At 71.5% G+C, this 15,195-nt stretch carries 16 protein-coding genes; 2 read left to right on the top strand and 14 right to left on the bottom strand.

Annotated elements, in window-relative coordinates; all coding sequences use genetic code 11:
* Positions 1–54 precede the first annotated feature (54 nt).
* Positions 55–1,239, top strand: coding sequence for an erythromycin esterase family protein (locus ABZ444_RS14280; RefSeq protein ID WP_357995673.1), 1,185 nt, complete (start codon positions 55–57; stop codon positions 1,237–1,239).
* Positions 1,240–1,241: 2 nt separating this feature from the next.
* On the opposite strand, the gene ABZ444_RS14285 is transcribed toward ABZ444_RS14280, so the two are convergent.
* Together ABZ444_RS14285 and ABZ444_RS14290 are read right to left on the bottom strand one after the other, a co-directional pair.
* Entirely contained in the window at positions 1,242–2,321 is a 1,080-nt protein-coding gene (locus ABZ444_RS14285) for an ABC transporter substrate-binding protein (RefSeq protein WP_357995676.1), read from the bottom strand.
* A complete protein-coding gene (locus tag ABZ444_RS14290; protein WP_357995679.1) occupies positions 2,318–2,851 on the bottom strand; it encodes a SigE family RNA polymerase sigma factor in 534 nt (177 codons plus the stop codon). Before ABZ444_RS14290 ends, ABZ444_RS14285 begins: the two co-directional genes overlap by 4 nt.
* A gap of 351 nt (positions 2,852–3,202) precedes the next feature.
* On the opposite strand from ABZ444_RS14290, the gene ABZ444_RS14295 reads away from it, so the two are divergent.
* Positions 3,203–4,582, top strand: coding sequence for a hypothetical protein (locus ABZ444_RS14295; protein ID WP_357995682.1), 1,380 nt, complete (start codon positions 3,203–3,205; stop codon positions 4,580–4,582).
* Here ABZ444_RS14295 and ABZ444_RS14300 read toward each other — a convergent pair.
* From ABZ444_RS14300 to ABZ444_RS14355, 12 genes are all read right to left on the bottom strand, one after another.
* Positions 4,579–5,721 carry a DUF418 domain-containing protein gene (locus tag ABZ444_RS14300; RefSeq protein WP_357995685.1) on the bottom strand — a complete coding sequence of 381 codons (1,143 nt, stop codon included), beginning with the start codon at positions 5,719–5,721 and terminating at the stop codon, positions 4,579–4,581. The two genes, ABZ444_RS14295 and ABZ444_RS14300, sit on opposite strands and share 4 nt — an antisense overlap.
* Entirely contained in the window at positions 5,718–6,551 is an 834-nt protein-coding gene (locus ABZ444_RS14305; RefSeq protein ID WP_357995688.1) for an ABC transporter permease, read from the bottom strand. The genes ABZ444_RS14300 and ABZ444_RS14305 overlap by 4 nt, the downstream gene beginning before the upstream one ends.
* Complete coding sequence (locus tag ABZ444_RS14310; RefSeq protein ID WP_357995691.1) at positions 6,548–7,441, bottom strand: ABC transporter ATP-binding protein; 894 nt, start codon at positions 7,439–7,441, stop codon at positions 6,548–6,550. The genes ABZ444_RS14305 and ABZ444_RS14310 overlap by 4 nt, the downstream gene beginning before the upstream one ends.
* 121 nt (positions 7,442–7,562) lie before the next feature.
* Positions 7,563–8,045 (bottom strand): Clp protease N-terminal domain-containing protein, encoded by a 483-nt coding sequence (locus ABZ444_RS14315; RefSeq protein WP_357995693.1) that lies wholly within the window; start codon positions 8,043–8,045, stop codon positions 7,563–7,565.
* Positions 8,042–8,275 (bottom strand): hypothetical protein, encoded by a 234-nt coding sequence (locus tag ABZ444_RS14320; protein WP_357995696.1) that lies wholly within the window; start codon positions 8,273–8,275, stop codon positions 8,042–8,044. Before ABZ444_RS14320 ends, ABZ444_RS14315 begins: the two co-directional genes overlap by 4 nt.
* 94 nt (positions 8,276–8,369) lie before the next feature.
* Positions 8,370–9,368 (bottom strand): HEAT repeat domain-containing protein, encoded by a 999-nt coding sequence (locus ABZ444_RS14325; protein WP_357995699.1) that lies wholly within the window; start codon positions 9,366–9,368, stop codon positions 8,370–8,372.
* Positions 9,369–9,374: 6 nt separating this feature from the next.
* Positions 9,375–10,043, bottom strand: a complete 669-nt coding sequence (locus ABZ444_RS14330) for a HEAT repeat domain-containing protein (RefSeq protein ID WP_357996217.1) — start codon at positions 10,041–10,043, stop codon at positions 9,375–9,377.
* A 71-nt stretch (positions 10,044–10,114) separates the two neighbouring features.
* Positions 10,115–11,509, bottom strand: a complete 1,395-nt coding sequence (locus ABZ444_RS14335) for a cytochrome b N-terminal domain-containing protein (protein WP_357995702.1) — start codon at positions 11,507–11,509, stop codon at positions 10,115–10,117.
* A 233-nt stretch (positions 11,510–11,742) separates the two neighbouring features.
* Positions 11,743–11,928: a hypothetical protein gene (locus tag ABZ444_RS14340; protein ID WP_357995704.1), complete on the bottom strand. Its 186-nt coding sequence runs from the start codon at positions 11,926–11,928 to the stop codon at positions 11,743–11,745.
* A 153-nt stretch (positions 11,929–12,081) separates the two neighbouring features.
* Positions 12,082–12,891, bottom strand: a complete 810-nt coding sequence (locus ABZ444_RS14345; RefSeq protein WP_352356636.1) for a carbohydrate ABC transporter permease — start codon at positions 12,889–12,891, stop codon at positions 12,082–12,084.
* Positions 12,888–13,739 (bottom strand): sugar ABC transporter permease, encoded by an 852-nt coding sequence (locus ABZ444_RS14350; protein WP_357995707.1) that lies wholly within the window; start codon positions 13,737–13,739, stop codon positions 12,888–12,890. Before ABZ444_RS14350 ends, ABZ444_RS14345 begins: the two co-directional genes overlap by 4 nt.
* Positions 13,736–15,052 carry a sugar ABC transporter substrate-binding protein gene (locus ABZ444_RS14355; RefSeq protein ID WP_357995710.1) on the bottom strand — a complete coding sequence of 439 codons (1,317 nt, stop codon included), beginning with the start codon at positions 15,050–15,052 and terminating at the stop codon, positions 13,736–13,738. The genes ABZ444_RS14350 and ABZ444_RS14355 overlap by 4 nt, the downstream gene beginning before the upstream one ends.
* Positions 15,053–15,195: the final 143 nt, after the last annotated feature.

The following is a 15,195-nucleotide window of genomic DNA, read 5'->3' on the forward strand; positions in this document are numbered from 1 at the left end:
GCTGGGGGATCGACCAGAAGTTTACACGAGAAGTTCAACGATACGGTTGAAGGCATGACGACCTCCATCCGGGACGCCGCCCAGACGTTCACCGGCGGCGCACTCACCGCGCTGTTGCCCCCCGGCGTCCGCGTGCTCGGCCTGGGCGAGCCCACGCATGGCGTCGAAGCCTTCCTGGAGGTGCGCAACGAGCTCGTCCGTCACCTCGTCGAGCACGAGGGCTACCGGTCGATCGCCATCGAGAGCGACTGCCTGGCCGGCCTGACCGCCGACGCGTACGTCACTGGCGGCGCCGTCACCCTCGACGAGGCGATGAGCCGCGGTTTCAGCCACGGGTTCGGCGCCTCGCCCGCCAACCGCGAGCTCCTGCGCTGGATGCGGGCCCGCAACGAGCGGTCCGCGCCGCGCGACCGGCTGCGCTTCGACGGCTTCGACGCCCCTGTGGAGATCACCGGCCCGGCCGCCCCGCGCCCGGCCCTGACCGCCCTGTACGACTACCTGGCCCCCCACCTCGACCTGCCCCTGACCCGCGATGAGCTCGGCGCGCTGTTCGGCCCCGACGAGCGCTGGACCGACCCGGCCGCCCTCACCGACCCGGCCCGGTCGATCGGCGGCGCGCCGGAGGTCAGGGAGCTGCGCCTGATCGCCGACGACCTCGGCGTGCTGCTCACCGCGCACGCCCCGCACCTGGCGGCCGTCACGTCCGGCGACGACCGGTGGCGCGCCGGCCTGCACGCCCGCACCGCCACCGGGCTGCTGCGCTACCACGCCGGCATGGCCGACCCCTCGCCCCGCCGGCTCGGCACGCTGATGAGCCTGCGCGACACGATGATGGCCGGCAACCTCGACGCGATCGTCCGGCGCGAGGACCGCCGGGGCCCCACCCTCGTCTTCGCCCACAACCGCCACCTGCAGCGCGACGAGAGCCGGTGGTGGTTCGCGGGCGAGGCGCTGCGGTGGTGGAGCGCGGGGGCCGTCCTCGCCGCGGGCCTCGGCGATCGGTACGCCTTCGCCGCCTCGACCTTCGGCTCCCGCGGCGCCGACGTCCCGGCCCCCGACACCCTCGAAGGCCTGTTGTCCGACCTGCCCGGCGCCCGCGCCGTCGTCGATCCCCGCCGCCTGGCCGGGGCGCTCGACCGCAGGCCGGCGCCCCGCGTCCCGGTGGACCACACGTATTTGGCCCTCGACCCCGCCACCGTCGACCAGGCGGACGCGATCGTCTTCCTCAAGGAGATCTGAGGTCAGCCGCCCTCCGCGACGGCGTCCGCCAGGTCCGCCGGGCGGCCGAGGAGCCCGTACACGCGGGCCAGGTCGGCGACGCGCCGGAGTTCGGCCAGGTCCAGCCGGGCGGGATAGGAGCCGATCGCGACGTCCGCCGCCGCCGTCCCGGTGATCCTCGTGTAGCGGGCAAGCACGTCGCGTGCCTGCCGGGGGTCGGCCGCGATCAGGGCCTGCGCCTTGGCCAGCGCGCGCCGGAAGGCCGCCAGGGTTCGAGGGTTCGCCCTGGTCCACCGGTCGGTGGCCGACATGCCGGCGGTGTAGAGGTTCGCGAACTCGCCGGTCATGGCGTCCTGCACGATCCGGGCGCGCCCGGACGCGCGGCCGATGGTGACGTACGGCTCGGCCAGCAGCGCGGCGTCGGCCTGGCCCTTCTCCAGGGCGATGAGCATCTCGGGGTAGGGCCGCTCGACCAGCAGGACGTCCCGGAACGTCAGCCGGGCCCGCTTCAGCACGGCCGCCAGCGCCGTCCGCCCGAGCCCCGCGAGGTTCGGGACCGCGATCCTTTTCTTTCTCAGGTCGGCCGCGGTCCGGATCCTCGACCCGGGATTCACCGCGATCGCGAAGGTGCCCGGCCCGGCCCGGTGCAGGCTGGCGACGATCCTGAGGGACTGGCCGTGCTCGTTCGCCTGGAAGAGGGTGGCGTAGTCGGTCTGCGCCAGATCCAGCGCGCCCATGGCGAGCTCCGGGGCCGCGGCGGCGGCGCCGGAGACGATCCGCGGCTGGACCGTCAGCCCCTCCTCCCGGAAATAGCCCTTCTCCAGCGCCACGAACACGGGCGCCGACTCCACGCTCGGCACCACGCCGACCTTGACGACGGACCGCTCGGGCGGTTGCGCCGGGCGCACGGCGGCGCGCGGCTCGCCGGGCAGCGCCCGCACGCCGACGGTGGCGGCGAGCACGGTGACCACGACCACCACGGCGGCCGACAGCGCCATGAGGGTGCGCCGCCGGCGCTGATGGGCCTCGATCGCCCTGGCGGCCAGGTCGCGCTCCGGCATGTCGTCGGCGATATGGGCGAGTTGTTCGCCGAACCAGGTCATCGGCGTGCCCCCTCACTGTGGGCCGGGTCGTCCAGGGCGGGCAGTCTCGGGGCCAGCTCGGGCGCCAGCGCCCGCAGCCGGGCCAGCGCGTGGTGCGCCTGGCTCTTGACGGTGCCGACCGAACAGCCCAGCAGGTCGGCGACCTCACGCTCGGTCCGGTCCTCGTAGAAGCGCAGGACGAGCACCGCGCGCTGCTTGGGCGTCAGCCGCATGAGCGCCTGACGCAGGACGATCCGCAGCACGGCGGAGTCCTCGCTCACGTACGCGCGGTCGGGCGGCTCGGCGGTCGGCACCTCGCCGGAACCGCGCCGCCTTCGCCAGGAGATGTACTGGTTCACCATGGTCCTGCGCGCGTAGGCGTCGAGGTTGCCGACGTGGCGTAGTCTCGACCACCGCCCGATCATGCGGACCAGCACGCTCTGCAGGAGGTCCTCCGCGAGGTGGACCTCTCCGGTGAGCAGGTAGGCCAGGCGCATCAACGGGCGTTGGTGAGCATCCACGAACGCCCGGAAGGCGGTGTCGCGATCCAACGTCTCTCCTCAGTCTCGGTAACCTCCAGACGCCATGGGCGCGGCGAAAGGTTGGCACTCCCGGCGAACGGATGCGTCGCAGCTGTTTATCGCGTTTGGCGAATAATGTCCTCAGGGCGAATTCTTTTCGCGTGGCGATGCCGGACGCGCGCTCGTTAAAGTCGGGGTGACGCCAGGCTCCACGGAAACCCCGACCAGAGGACTGAGCTGATGAACTGCGGTCACTGCGACAGCCCCAACCTGCCCGATTCCCTGGTATGCGCTAATTGTGGCCGCCATTTCCAGGGCGATCGCCCGGCCGCCACGGAAGTCACGCGATATCTCAGCATCGCCATGATGCTCGACGCAAAAGTGCGTAATTCCACCATTCGCTCAATTCTTCATGACCGTTTCCGGGCCGTCGCCCAGTCCCCCGGCGTCGACCTGGCCACGATGCTCAAGTACGGCCTGATGGCCCGAAGACGCCAGCATGTGCGCGACGCCCTGCTTGCCGTGCTCGCCGTGGCCACCCTGGCCCTGCTGTCCAGCCCGCTCGTCCTGCTGCCGCTCTTCCTGGCCTGGCTCGTCGTCTTCGCGGAGCTCTACGACGCCCACGAGTCGGTCATCCTGACCAGGCTGACCCGCGACTCCTTCGACCCGGCCGAGGCGCCGCTGCCCAGCTCGCCCGCGCTGCGCGACCATCTGGTCGACATCGCCGACCGCGGCGCCGGGAACGTCACGGTGTTCGCCGACTACTCCCCCTTCGTCGGCTACGGCAGCAGGATCAACAGCTGGTCGTTCACCATGAACGTCGCCAAGGCCAGGCCCGGCGAGACGGTCGTGCCCTTCGCGGTCGGCGAGCTCTACGACCGGGTGGCCGCCGAGATCGCCGCCCTCGGCCTGCCCGGTCTCACCGTCGGCGACAAGCTCTTCGTCAACGGCCTCGACCTGCGCCACGAGACCGACCCCGAGCTCCAGGCGGCCGTGCTGCCCGACGCCCTCCTGCCACCCGTGCCGACGGTGAGCGAGCGGTTCATCCACCGGCTGCGCGACAACCCGCGCACGCGGGCCCGCCCCTACCTCACGGTGAGCGTGACCGGCTGGGAGGGCGAGGTGGTCATCTCGATCTTCCTGCGGTTCGTGCTGCTCGCCGAGAAGGGCATGATGTTCACGGAGGCCGGCTACTCGCTGCTGCCGCCGCTGCGGGAGGCCTACCGCGACGTCGACCGGCTGGTCAACTGCGCGCCCTCCGAGCGGATGGCCCGCATCGCGCTGTCCGCGCTGCGGCGCACCGCCGCGGGGCTGGTGCTGGCCCTGCCCAACACCCTCGCCGCGCTCTCTGAGCCGAGAAGGCGCAGGCGGCAGCAGAAGGCGAGCATCAAGGCCATCCGCGGCCACACCTTCAACTACGGCGCGGCCTACAACCCCCGCGAGCACGCCACCGACCACCTCTACCACCGCTACTTCCAGCAGCTCGACAAGGAGATGTACGTCAAGGCCGCCGAACAGCGCATCATGGACGCCGTCGCCGACTTCCTGGAGGAGCACAACGTCGACGTGAGCGACCTGCGCGACCGCCAGACGACCATCCTGAACAACGGCATCTTCGTCACCGGCCAGGCCCAGGTCACCGGGGGCAGCATGGCGGCCGGCCCGGGCGCGGTCGCGCGGGTGGAGAACCGCATCAGGCAGGGCGTCGGCCAGGCCGCCGCGGCGGCGCGCGCCGACCTCGCCGGCCGCCGGCAGGTCTAGGAAGCAGCTTTCGACCAGGCCGTCGTGCCGCGGCGGCCGTAGGTCAGGCGCCGTAGGAGGACCTCCATCGGGCCTCGGCGGCCTGTGCGGTGCAGCCAGTTCGCGAGGACGATCGAGACGGCGCCGACCGCGAGGGCGATGCCGAAGGCGGCGGCGAAGCCCACGTCGTCGGACAGGCCCAGCGTGAACGGGTAGAACAGCACGAGGAACACCGCTGACTGGAACAGGTAGAAGGTCAGCGAGCACCGGCCGAGGGCGGCGAGGGCGGCGGTGAGGGGGCCGAGGCGGGACCGTGTCGCGATGAGCCCCATGAGGGCGGCCAGGCCGATGCCGCCGGCCTGGCCGGCGAGGGTGTGCGCGAGAACGGCGGCCCAGGGCGCGGGGGGCGTCCACGCGCCGGACAGCAGCAGGGCCCCCGGAAGCCGGCCGGCGAGCGCGACGCCGAGGCAGATCGCGGTGACGCGGCGCAGCAGGGTCAGGTGGCGCTCGGGCTCGTCCAGGATGCGGCGGCGAGCCGCCCAGATGCCCAGCATCATGCCCGGCACGATGTCGATCGTGCCCAGGATCGTCTTGAGCGGCCACAGCTGCAGGCCGGACAGCAGGTGGGAGCCGAGGTCGGCCGGCATGATCCCGGCCCCCGCGACGTCCACGGCGCCGGCGAAGGCCAGCAGGACCGGACCGGAGGTCACGAGCGCCGCCGGGAGGAGGGTCAGGGCGGCCGTCCAGCACAACACCGAGTCCCGGGCCCGCACGAGCGGGACGAGCATCAGCAGCGTCAGCCCGTACACCGCGATGATGTCCAGCGGCACGAGCAGTCCGTGCACGAAGCCGATGACGATCAGCCATCGGCCCCGGCGCCGCAGGAGCGTCCTGAGCGAGCTCCAGTCCCCGCCCTTGGCCTGATGCCGGTAGGCGAACTGGCCCAGCGCGTAGCCGAACATCAACACGAACATCGGCCGGGCCTGGTTGTGGGCGAGCAGATGATCGAGGAACGCGGCCACGCCGTCGAGCACCCCGAAGGCCGTGCCGGCGGCGAACACCGGCGCGTGCGCCACCGCGATCGCCAGCAACATCACGCCCCGGGCCAGGTCCGGCGCCAGGGACCGGCCGGTCGCCGTCGTGACGGTCACGGCGCTCATCCGACCCGCCCCAGGGCACGCTCACGGCGGGCCGCCACCGTCGAGCCGGACTCCCCGCGTGCCATCCGCCGCAGCACGACCGGCGCCACGAGCAGGCCGAGCAGCGCCCAGGCGCCCAGCACGCCGGCGGTCTCCAGGTGCCGCCACGACTCGCCGATCTCGACGGCGACCGCCGAGTCCGGCAACAGGGCCGACCGCATGCCGAGCCCCATCCAGTAGACGGGGAAGATCTGGGCGATCCACTGCAGCCACTCGGGCAGTGCACTGATCGGGTAGAAGATGCCGGAGATGCCGATCAGCGCGAGGAACGGCAGCTGGATCAGCCCCTGGGCGCGTGCGGTGGTGAACACCGAGCCCAGCACCGCGCCGATCGGCAGGGTCGCGACCAGGCCGAGCACCAGCACCCAGGCCAGGCCGGGCCAGGAGTCCGGGCCGATCCGCAGGCCCTGGACGAGGAGCGCGGCGGGCACGAGGAAGATCACCAGGTCGGCCAGCAGGCCGCCGGACACCGAGATCACCTTGCCGATCAGGTAGGCGGGCATCCCGTGCGGGGTCGCCTTGGCGCGCAGCAGCGTGCCGTCCTCGCGGTCGGCGGTGAGTTGCTGGCTCATGCCGATCATGCCGGTCGCGGCGTTCATGCCGAGGATGCCGGGCAAGGCCAGGGCGCCGAGCAGGAGGGGGCCGACCGAGAGGTCCCGGATGAAGAACAGCGTGGCCACCATCAGGGCGGGCCACAGGAAGTGGGAGAACAGCTCGGCGCCGTTGGTGAACGACTGCCTCAGCTCGATCAGGCCCCGGGACCAGCCCGCGCGCAGGACGGTCGCGTTCACCGGGCCACCTCCTCGGCCTCGCGCACCAGCGCCAGGTACGTCTGCTCCAGCGAGGCCCGGTGGACCTCCAGCTCCTGGATGTCGTCGCCGTGGCGGGCGAACAGCTCGCGGGCGAACGCGGTCGAGTCGGGCGTCGCCTCGGCGTACCGCTGCCCGTCGCGCACCCAGCGCACCTCGTCCTCGCCGGCGATCCGCCGGGCCAGCTCGGCGGTGGTGCCGTCGGCGACGATCCGGCCGCCGTTCAGCACGAGGATGCGGTCGGCCAGCTTCTCGGCCTCGTCCAGGTCGTGGGTGGTGAGCAGGACGGTGGTCTCGCGGGCGTCGGCCAGGCCGCGTACGAGATCGTGGAAGTCGGACCTGGCCCGCGGGTCGAAGCCGGTGGTCGGCTCGTCGAGGAACAGCAGCTCGGGACGCCCCACGAGGCCGATCGCCACGTCGAGCCTGCGCCGCTGGCCGCCCGACAGCGTCCTGAGCTTCTTGCCGGCGTGCCCGGTCAGGCCGACCCGCTCGATCAGCTCGTCGGGGTCCCAGGGCCGTGGGATCCCGGGGACGGCGTAGGGGGCGTAGTAGGCGCCGAGGTGGGCGAGGAACTCGCGTACCCGCCATTTGCCGTGGTCGCGCCAGGACTGCAGCACGATCCCGAGCCTGGCCCGCCACTGCTCGTCGCCGTGGGTGGGGTCGGCGCCGAGCACCGAGACCCGGCCCTGCGACCGGATGCGGAAGCCCTCCAGGATCTCGATCGTGGTGGTCTTGCCCGCGCCGTTCGGTCCCAGCAAGGCCACAACCTCGCCGTGGCGGGCCTGGAACGTGACGTCGTGCAGGACGTCGAGCGAGCCGTAGCGCATGCGTAGCCCGTCGACGTCGAGCGCGATGCCGTTGCTCTTCGTCATGAGATGACCTCTCTTCGTGATCGGACGACCTCGCGCCGGAGCACCCGCCGGGGGAAGTCCGGCGCGAGGGCATGGAGCGTCGCGGCCCGAACGGGCCGGAGCGTGGGGGCAGGGGTGCCGGTTACCAGCTTTCGCGCGCGAGCGTCTCCTCGACGCGATCGATCAGGCCGGCCCGGTCGACGCCGGCCAGGGCGAGCGCGCGCGGCACGGTGCCGACGCCGGCGCCCAGGACGCCGCGCAGCAGATGCGCGGGACGCAGGTCCTTCTTGCTCTTGGCGGCGGCGAAGCCGCGCTCGAGCGCGAGCCGGGCGGAGGCGCCGAGCTTGGGATGATCCTTGGGGTGGCGGACGGGTTCCGGCAGGTCGTAGGAGGCGAGGGACACCCCGGCGGCGCCGAGGCTGTGCTCGAACTCCCGGTCCAGCGCATCCCTGATCGCCTGCCGCCCGAGCCCCGCCGCCGTCAGCACGCGGTGCGCGGCGGTGCCCTCGACCGTGGTGATGGCCAGCAGGAGGTGGTGGGCCTGGGTGGCGGCGGAGCCTTCCGCCCGCGCCTCGGCCGCTCCCCGCACGATGATGTCGTTGATGTAGTGGTCGATCGCGCTCACTGTCGTCTCCTCGGCATCGCGCCGGCCGCGATGAGCCGCTTGGCGTGCTTCTTGTGGACCGCCTGGCGGGTGACGCCGAGCGCCTCGGCGACCTGCGGCCAGCCCCACCCGGCGCGCATAGCCTGCTCGACGGCGGCGTACTCCAGCTGGTCGGCCCGGCGCCGCAGCGCCACGACCGCCGCGAGCGCGTCGGCGGGCCCCTGGGCCACGGGTACGTCGTCCTTCGGCATATAAGCAACCCTAGTTGACTAGCTCCTGGTGGTCAACCGTGGTTGCTTGAACGTCCGTGGTTCGTCGCCCTGCTGCCGTGACGGGGGCAGAGGCTCATCGTGTGTCGCGCAGCCCCAGGATGTAGGTCGCGGTGAGTGCGACGGCGCGGTCGTCGTCCTGCGTCAGGTCGGCGAGGGCACGTGACGCGGTGGCTCCCGGGATGTCGGCGAGCGCCTGCGTCAGCCGCCGGCGCGCGGACGGCTCGGCGCCACGCCGGGCGAGGCGGTCCACGAGCCCGGCGGCGATCGGGTCCGCCGCCCCGGGGCGGCCCGCCAGCGCGCTGAGGGCGTCGGCCGCGTCGACGTCGTTCGTCCCCTCGACGACCATGTCGATGAGCGTCGGGATGGCGTCGTCCACGCCGCGTGCCCCGAGCGCCAGGGCCGCGTGGCGGCGGACCACGGCGTCGGGGCCCGTGAGGGCGTCGCGCAGCAGGGCGGTCGCCTCGGCGTCCGGTAGTTCGGCGATCGACTGGACCGCGCGCTTGCGCACCTCGGCCGCCGGTGCGTGCAGCCCATGGGCCAGCAGCGCGGCGGCGCCCTCGCCCGACTGCGCCAGAGCCCATCGCAGGGCTCCGGCGACGTGCGGGTCGCTCTCGCTCAGCGCCGCCTCGACCAGCGCCTCCACCGGGACCTCGGCGACCGAGGACAGGGCCGCGCTCTGGCGCCGGCCCGCGTTCTTCGACCCGAGCGCCTGCAGGAGGGAGACGACCTGGAGCACGTCCTCCCAGCCGGCGGGCCCGGCGGCCTCGATCCGGCGCAGTCGCGTGAGCAGCTCCGTCTCGGCCGCGATGCGTTCCCGGGTCCGCCGGATGAGGTCCTCGACGAGCCCGGAGGGCGTGAAGCCGGGATCGTCGAGCGCCCGGCCGACGTCACGCAGCGACAGGCCCAGCGACCGCAGGCTCTCGATGTGGAAGATCCGCCGGATGTCCTCGCCGGAGTACTCGCGATAGCCGGCGTCGCTCCGGCCCGTCGGGCGCACCAGGCCGAGCGCGTCGTAGTGGCGGAGCATGCGGGCGCTCACCCCGGACCGTCGCGCGACGTCGCCGATCAGCACAGCCCATCATCCCTCCTGGCCGCCGGCGCCGAGGGCCACGACGCGCTTCGCCTCCTCGATCGCGAACTCGAATCCGGCCTCCGGGTCGCGCAGCAGCCGTTCCGTGGCCCCGGCGTGCGTGCGCACGCCGGGATCCGGGTCGGCCATCGCGGCCCGCAGCACCGGCTCGATCACCTCGCCGAGCGCGACCAGCGCCCGGCTGAGGCTCAGCTGGGTCTCCCGTCGGCCGCGCCCGAGCTGTGTCGACAATACTTCGGCCAGTCCGGGCTGCTCGTCTTCGGGTGCCAGCAGCACCGCGGTCCGCCAGGCGCTGCGTGCCACCTCGTCGTCGGCGTCGGTCAGCAGTTCCCGGGTGATCGCCGGCCACGCCCGCCGGTCGCCGATCTTGGACAGCGTGTGCAACGCCTGGCTGCGTGCCTGCGCGCGCTCCGAGCGCAGCTCGCCGAGCAGCCTCGGGACCGTCAGCTCCGCCGGGTGGCGGGTGAGCGCCCAGGTGAGCATGTCGCGCACGTGGAACTCCGGCTCCACCGCGCATCGCTCGACGAGCGTGCCGACGAGGCGCGGGTCAGGCGTCGTGCCCACCGCCAGGGCCGCCCGCAGCCGTACCGACGGGTCGCCGGCCGCCAGCCCTCCGACGACGTCGGACGTGTCCGGGTCCTGTTCCTGCCTGGTCATGGAGACCACCTCCTCGGCGACCAGTGAAGACCTTGTCACAGTGTCAAGGTCAAGCGGCCCGGCCCGCGCGGTCAGTCACGCGGCCCGGTGACCGCGTGCTGCCGCTCGGGCTCGACGTGCATCGGGCGTTCGTGGAAGCCGCCCTGCGCGCTCCGGACGATCACGCCGCTCTCCGGCCCGTGCTCCACGTCGTGCCGGTCCTGGAGACGCAGGCCGAGGCAGAGCCGGTGGGTGAGCCAGAAGGCGACGACCGGGCCCAGGAGGACGGCGTACCTGAAGAAGATCGTCACGGCCTCCACCGAGAGGTGGAACTGATGGGCGAGCTGGTCGTTGGCCGCGGCGGCCCACAGCAGCCCGTAGAAGGCGACCCCGGCGGCGGCGACGGCGGTTCGCACGGGCGCCTCGCGCGGCCGGTCCAGCACGGCCGGCCCGGTCGCCTCGGCGGCCAGGCGGCTCCTGCTCTTGGGCCGACCGAGCGCGTCCCGCCGGCCGAGACGCCGCAGGACGAGGCGCTCGCCCAGCGGGTAGCCGGCCAGGACGGTGAAGAACACGCCGGGGACCACCAGCGTGGGCACCAGGACCGCGAGGCTGAGCGTGTACCCCCCGATCGTCAGCTCCCAGCCCGGCATGATCCGCAGAGCGCCGTCGAGGAAGCCCATGTACCAGTCGGGCACCGAGCCGGCCGAGATCTGGCCGGGCCCGGCCGGGCCGTACAACCAGATGGGGGCGATCTGGAAGGCCATGCCGAGGATGACCAGGACCCCGATCGTCGCGCCCGCCATCAACGGCCGCACGCCCACGCGAGCCGGGACCCGCGCGGCGAACCGCGAGTGCCCGTGCCGCCGCACCAGCCATTCGCGGGCGGCGAGCAGCGCGACCATGGCCGCCGGGATCAGCAGCACGTGCGTCCAGTACATGGTGGGGATGATGCTGTCGCCGGGGAAGCCGGCGCCGAAGAGCAGCTGCGCGGCGTACGACCCCACGACGGGAATCGACAGCAGCACCGACTGGATCAGCCACAGGCTGCCACCGGAGAGCATGTCGTCGGGCAGGATGTTGCCGGTCTCCCCCGCGGCCATCCCGAGCGGCAGCAGCGTCACCCAGATCAGCCACTGCGGCACGCGCGGCCGCCGGAACGCGCCGGTCACGAACATGCGCAGCAACTGCAGCGCGACCGCCGCCACGAACACCAGCGCCGACCAGTGGTGCACCTGCCGGACGAAGAGCCCGCCGCGCACCTCCAGGCTCAGCCGCATGGTCGAGTCGAACGCCCCGCTGACCGGGACACCGCTCAGCGGCGTGTACACGCCCTGGTAGCGCACCGGGGACATGTCCGGGTCGAAGAACACCATGAGGAACAGCCCGGTCACCACCAGGACGGCGAAGGACCAGATCGCCACCTCGGCGAACATGAACGACCAATGACCGAGCCCCGACGACTGACGTTTCCGCACCGATGAGCGCATCGGACCCTCCTCGTTTCGCCTTCGCCTACAAGACGGGATCGGCGGGCGAGATGTGACGTCGAGGAGGGTGAGTTACGTCATAACGGGGGTCAGCCCACATGAGCCCAGGACCCACATTGAGTGGGTCTCGAAGGGTTCTTTCAGCCGCCGACCTGCCGGTTTCGCGGGCGGACGTGTGGGGAGCTGCGTAGGTGGCCGGTGTTCACCCATCGAGCCCTGCCGGACAAGGGTGCTCAGCGTAGATCCCGGCTCACCCAGCCCAGTGCGGCGAGCACGAGCGGGAGCACGGCCACCCACCCGTAGTGCAGGAGCTTCAGCGCCTCCACCTGGTCGGCCGCGACGGCCGAGAGAAGCTCGGCATCGTTGCTGCGGGGACCGACCGGGGGTGGTTCGCGGCGGCGTGTGAAGAATGGGCGCACATTCTGATCTATCGCAAGATCTGGCGGGTCCGGTTCCGCGATGGCAGAACCGTTCTGGGCCTATGTGGGCTGACCCCCATGACGGGTCGTTCCCCGGGCCTGCCGGAGTCCGGGCACTCCGGCAGGCCCGCCGTCAGTGGCGGGGCCGCGGCCTCACCCCTTCACCGCTCCGCCGAGCAGCCCGGAGACGAACTGCTTCTGGAAGACGAAGAAGATGAGCATGAGCGGCAGTGTGGCCAGCAGCGCGCCCAGCATCAGGCCCGAGTAGTCGACGCGGGTCAGCCCGGTGAGGTGGCTGAGCGCGACCGGCAGCACGTACTTCTCCTCGCTGGTGAGCATGAGCAGGGGCCAGATGAAGGAGTTCCACTGGCTCATGAACGTGAAGATGACCAGCGCGCCGAGCTGCGGCCGGACCACGGGGAGCACGATCCGGTAGAAGATCCGCAGATCTCCGGCCCCGTCCAGGCGCCCGCTCTCGATGAGCTGGTCGGGGAAGTCGAGGAAGGCCTGGCGCATGAGGAAGATGCCGAACGAGTTCGCCAGGAACGGGATGACGATCGACTCGTAGGAGTCCACCCAGCCGATGCTGGCCATCATCTGGAACAGCGGCACCAGCAGCACCTGGAACGGGATCATCATCGTCGCCAGGATCACCGCGAGCAGCAGGCCGCGCCCGCGGAAGCGGTACTTGGCCAGGCCGTACCCGCCCATCGCGCTGACCAGCACGGACAGCGCGGTGTAGACGAGGGCCGTGCCGAGGCTGTTGAGCACCACGCGGGAGAAGCCGATCGTCTCCTCCAGCGACCTCAGGTTGTCCAGCAGGTCGTCGCCGGGCAGGAACGGGGGCGGGCTGCGGAACAGCTCCGACGTGTCGTGCGTGGAGGCGACGAACATCCAGTAGAACGGCGCGACGCTGACCACCGCGCCGGCCGCCATGAGCAGCCAGAGCAGCAGGCGTTTCATGACTTCTCCTTCCCGAACCACTTGAACTGGGCGTAGGAGAGCACCCCGATGAGCAGCACCACCACCCAGGCCATCGCCGCGGCGTAACCGAAGTCGAACTGCTTGAAGCCGACCTGGTAGAGCAGCAGGATCGGCGAGGTGGTCGCGTCGTCGGGGCCGCCGTCGGTGAGCAGCTTGTTCTCGTCGAACAGCTGGAGCGTGCCGATCGTGGAGGTGATCGAGCAGAACAGGATCACCGGCTTGAGCTGCGGGACGATCACGCTGACGAAGGACCGCAGCGGCCCGGCGCCGTCGATCGAGGCGGCCTCGTACTGCTCCTTGCCGATCGCCTGCAGGCCGGCCAGCAGGATGATCATGTTGTAGCCCGTCCACCGCCAGGTGATGGACGCGATCAGCGCCACCCGCGCCCAGGCCGGGTCGTCCAGCCAGGCGATCTCGACGCCGAGCAGCTGGTTGACCATGCCGCCGTCGGTGCGCAGCAGCACCCGGAAGACCACCGCGTAGGCGACCAGCGTCGTCACGGCGGGCAGGAAGTACGCGATCCGCAGCGTGGCGCGGAACCGCAGCCACGACTGGTTGAGCACGTACGCCAGCGCCAGCGCCAGCCCGATCATGATCGGGACCTGCACGACCAGGATCAGCCCGACGTTGACCAGGGACTGCAGGAACCTGTCGTCGTGCAGGAGGCGCTGGTAGTTCTCCAGGCCGGCCCATTCGGTCAGGCCGTCCTCGGTCCGCTGGAGGCTCTGCCAGAGGCTGGCCCCGAGAGGGTAGGCGAAGAAGAGCGCCAGCAGCGCGGCGGCGGGTCCCGCGAAGATCCAGGGGACCAGGCGGCGCCGAACGGTCATCCGATCTCCCGCTTCGTGGCGGACGCGATCTGCTCGGCCGCCTCGTCCAGCACGGCCTTCGGGTCCTTGCCACCCACCACCGCACGCTGCAGCAGCTTCTTCAGCAGCTCACTGGCCTCGGCGTCGTCGTCGGTGGACTGCACGGCCGGGATGCCGCGCACCTGGTCGGCGAAGATCTTGTTGACCGGCTGCCCGTCGAAGTACTCGACCGGCTCGGCGAAGTACGGGTCGGCCAGCGCGGGCAGGTAGGCCGGGAAGAGCGACTCCTGCTTCATCATCGACAGCTGGCTGTCCTTGTTCGCCGTGACGAACTCGACGAACGCCCACGCCGCCTGCTGGTTCTTCGTCTGGCCGGTGACCGCCAGCATGGAGCCGCCGTTGGCCGAGGTGCGCACCCCGCCCGGCTCGAACGCGGGCAGCGGGATCACGCCGAACTTGCCCTTGAGCTCCGGCATCTCCGACACCAGGGTGCCCGTCCACCAGACGGCGGTGGGCGCGACGGCGGCCTTGCCCTCCTTGGTCGCGGTGACCCGGCCGTCCCAGCCCTGCTCGTTCTGGAGCAGGCCCTTGTCGTTCATGGTCTTGATCAGCGTCAGCGCCTTGACGGCGGCCGGTGTGTTGACCGCGACCTTGCCGTCCACGAACCTGCCCTGCTTCTGCTGCTGCAACAAGGTGGTGAACAACGGCTCGCTGTTGCCCAGGTCGGAGACCATGAGCTTCTTGCCGGTCTTGGCCTTCAGCGTCTCGCCGGCCTTGATCAGGTCGTCCCAGGTCTGGATGTCCTCGGCCTTGATCCCGGCCTGCTCGAAGTAGTCGCGCCGGTAGAACAGGCCGACGGGCGCGGAGTCCCACGGCAGCGCGAACAGCTTGCCGCCCTCGCCGGAGGCCGTCTGCCACTTGGCCGGGTCGAAGTCGGCCTTCAGCTTGCCGGCGACCGGGCCGAGGTCGGCCAGCCCGTTGGGGAAGTTCTTGGCGTAGCCGGGGACCCGCTCGTCCTCAAGGTGCACGACGTCGGGCAGGCCGGTGCCCGACTGCATGCCGACCGTGACCTTCTCGTAGATGTTGTCGTAGCCGACGTCCGTCACGTCGATCTTCACCTTCGGGTGCAGCTTGGTGAACTCGGGCGCCAGACGCTTCAGGGCGGTCGCACCCACGTCGAACGACCACACCTTGACCTCGCCGGACAACTCCGCGGGGGTGGACGCGGCGATCGAGGGGGCGGGCCCCTTGCCCGCGCCGGTTCCGCCGGTGGCGCATCCGGCGGCGAGAAGTCCGGTGGCCAGCAGCCCGGCGGCGATTGTGTGGATCTTCACGGTGACCTCTTGGATCTGTAACATGTCACACTCTGAATACTGAGTGCTGAGTAACGTACGCTGAATACGCCTGGTGCACCAGAGGTGAAATCGAACCGTTCCCGATGGATGTGAGCAGACGGGCGGAAAGGCCGTTGCGTCCC

The sequence above is a fragment of the Nonomuraea sp. NPDC005730 genome, from assembly GCF_040630865.1.
In the GTDB taxonomy this organism is placed as follows: Bacteria; Actinomycetota; Actinomycetes; order Streptosporangiales; family Streptosporangiaceae; genus Nonomuraea.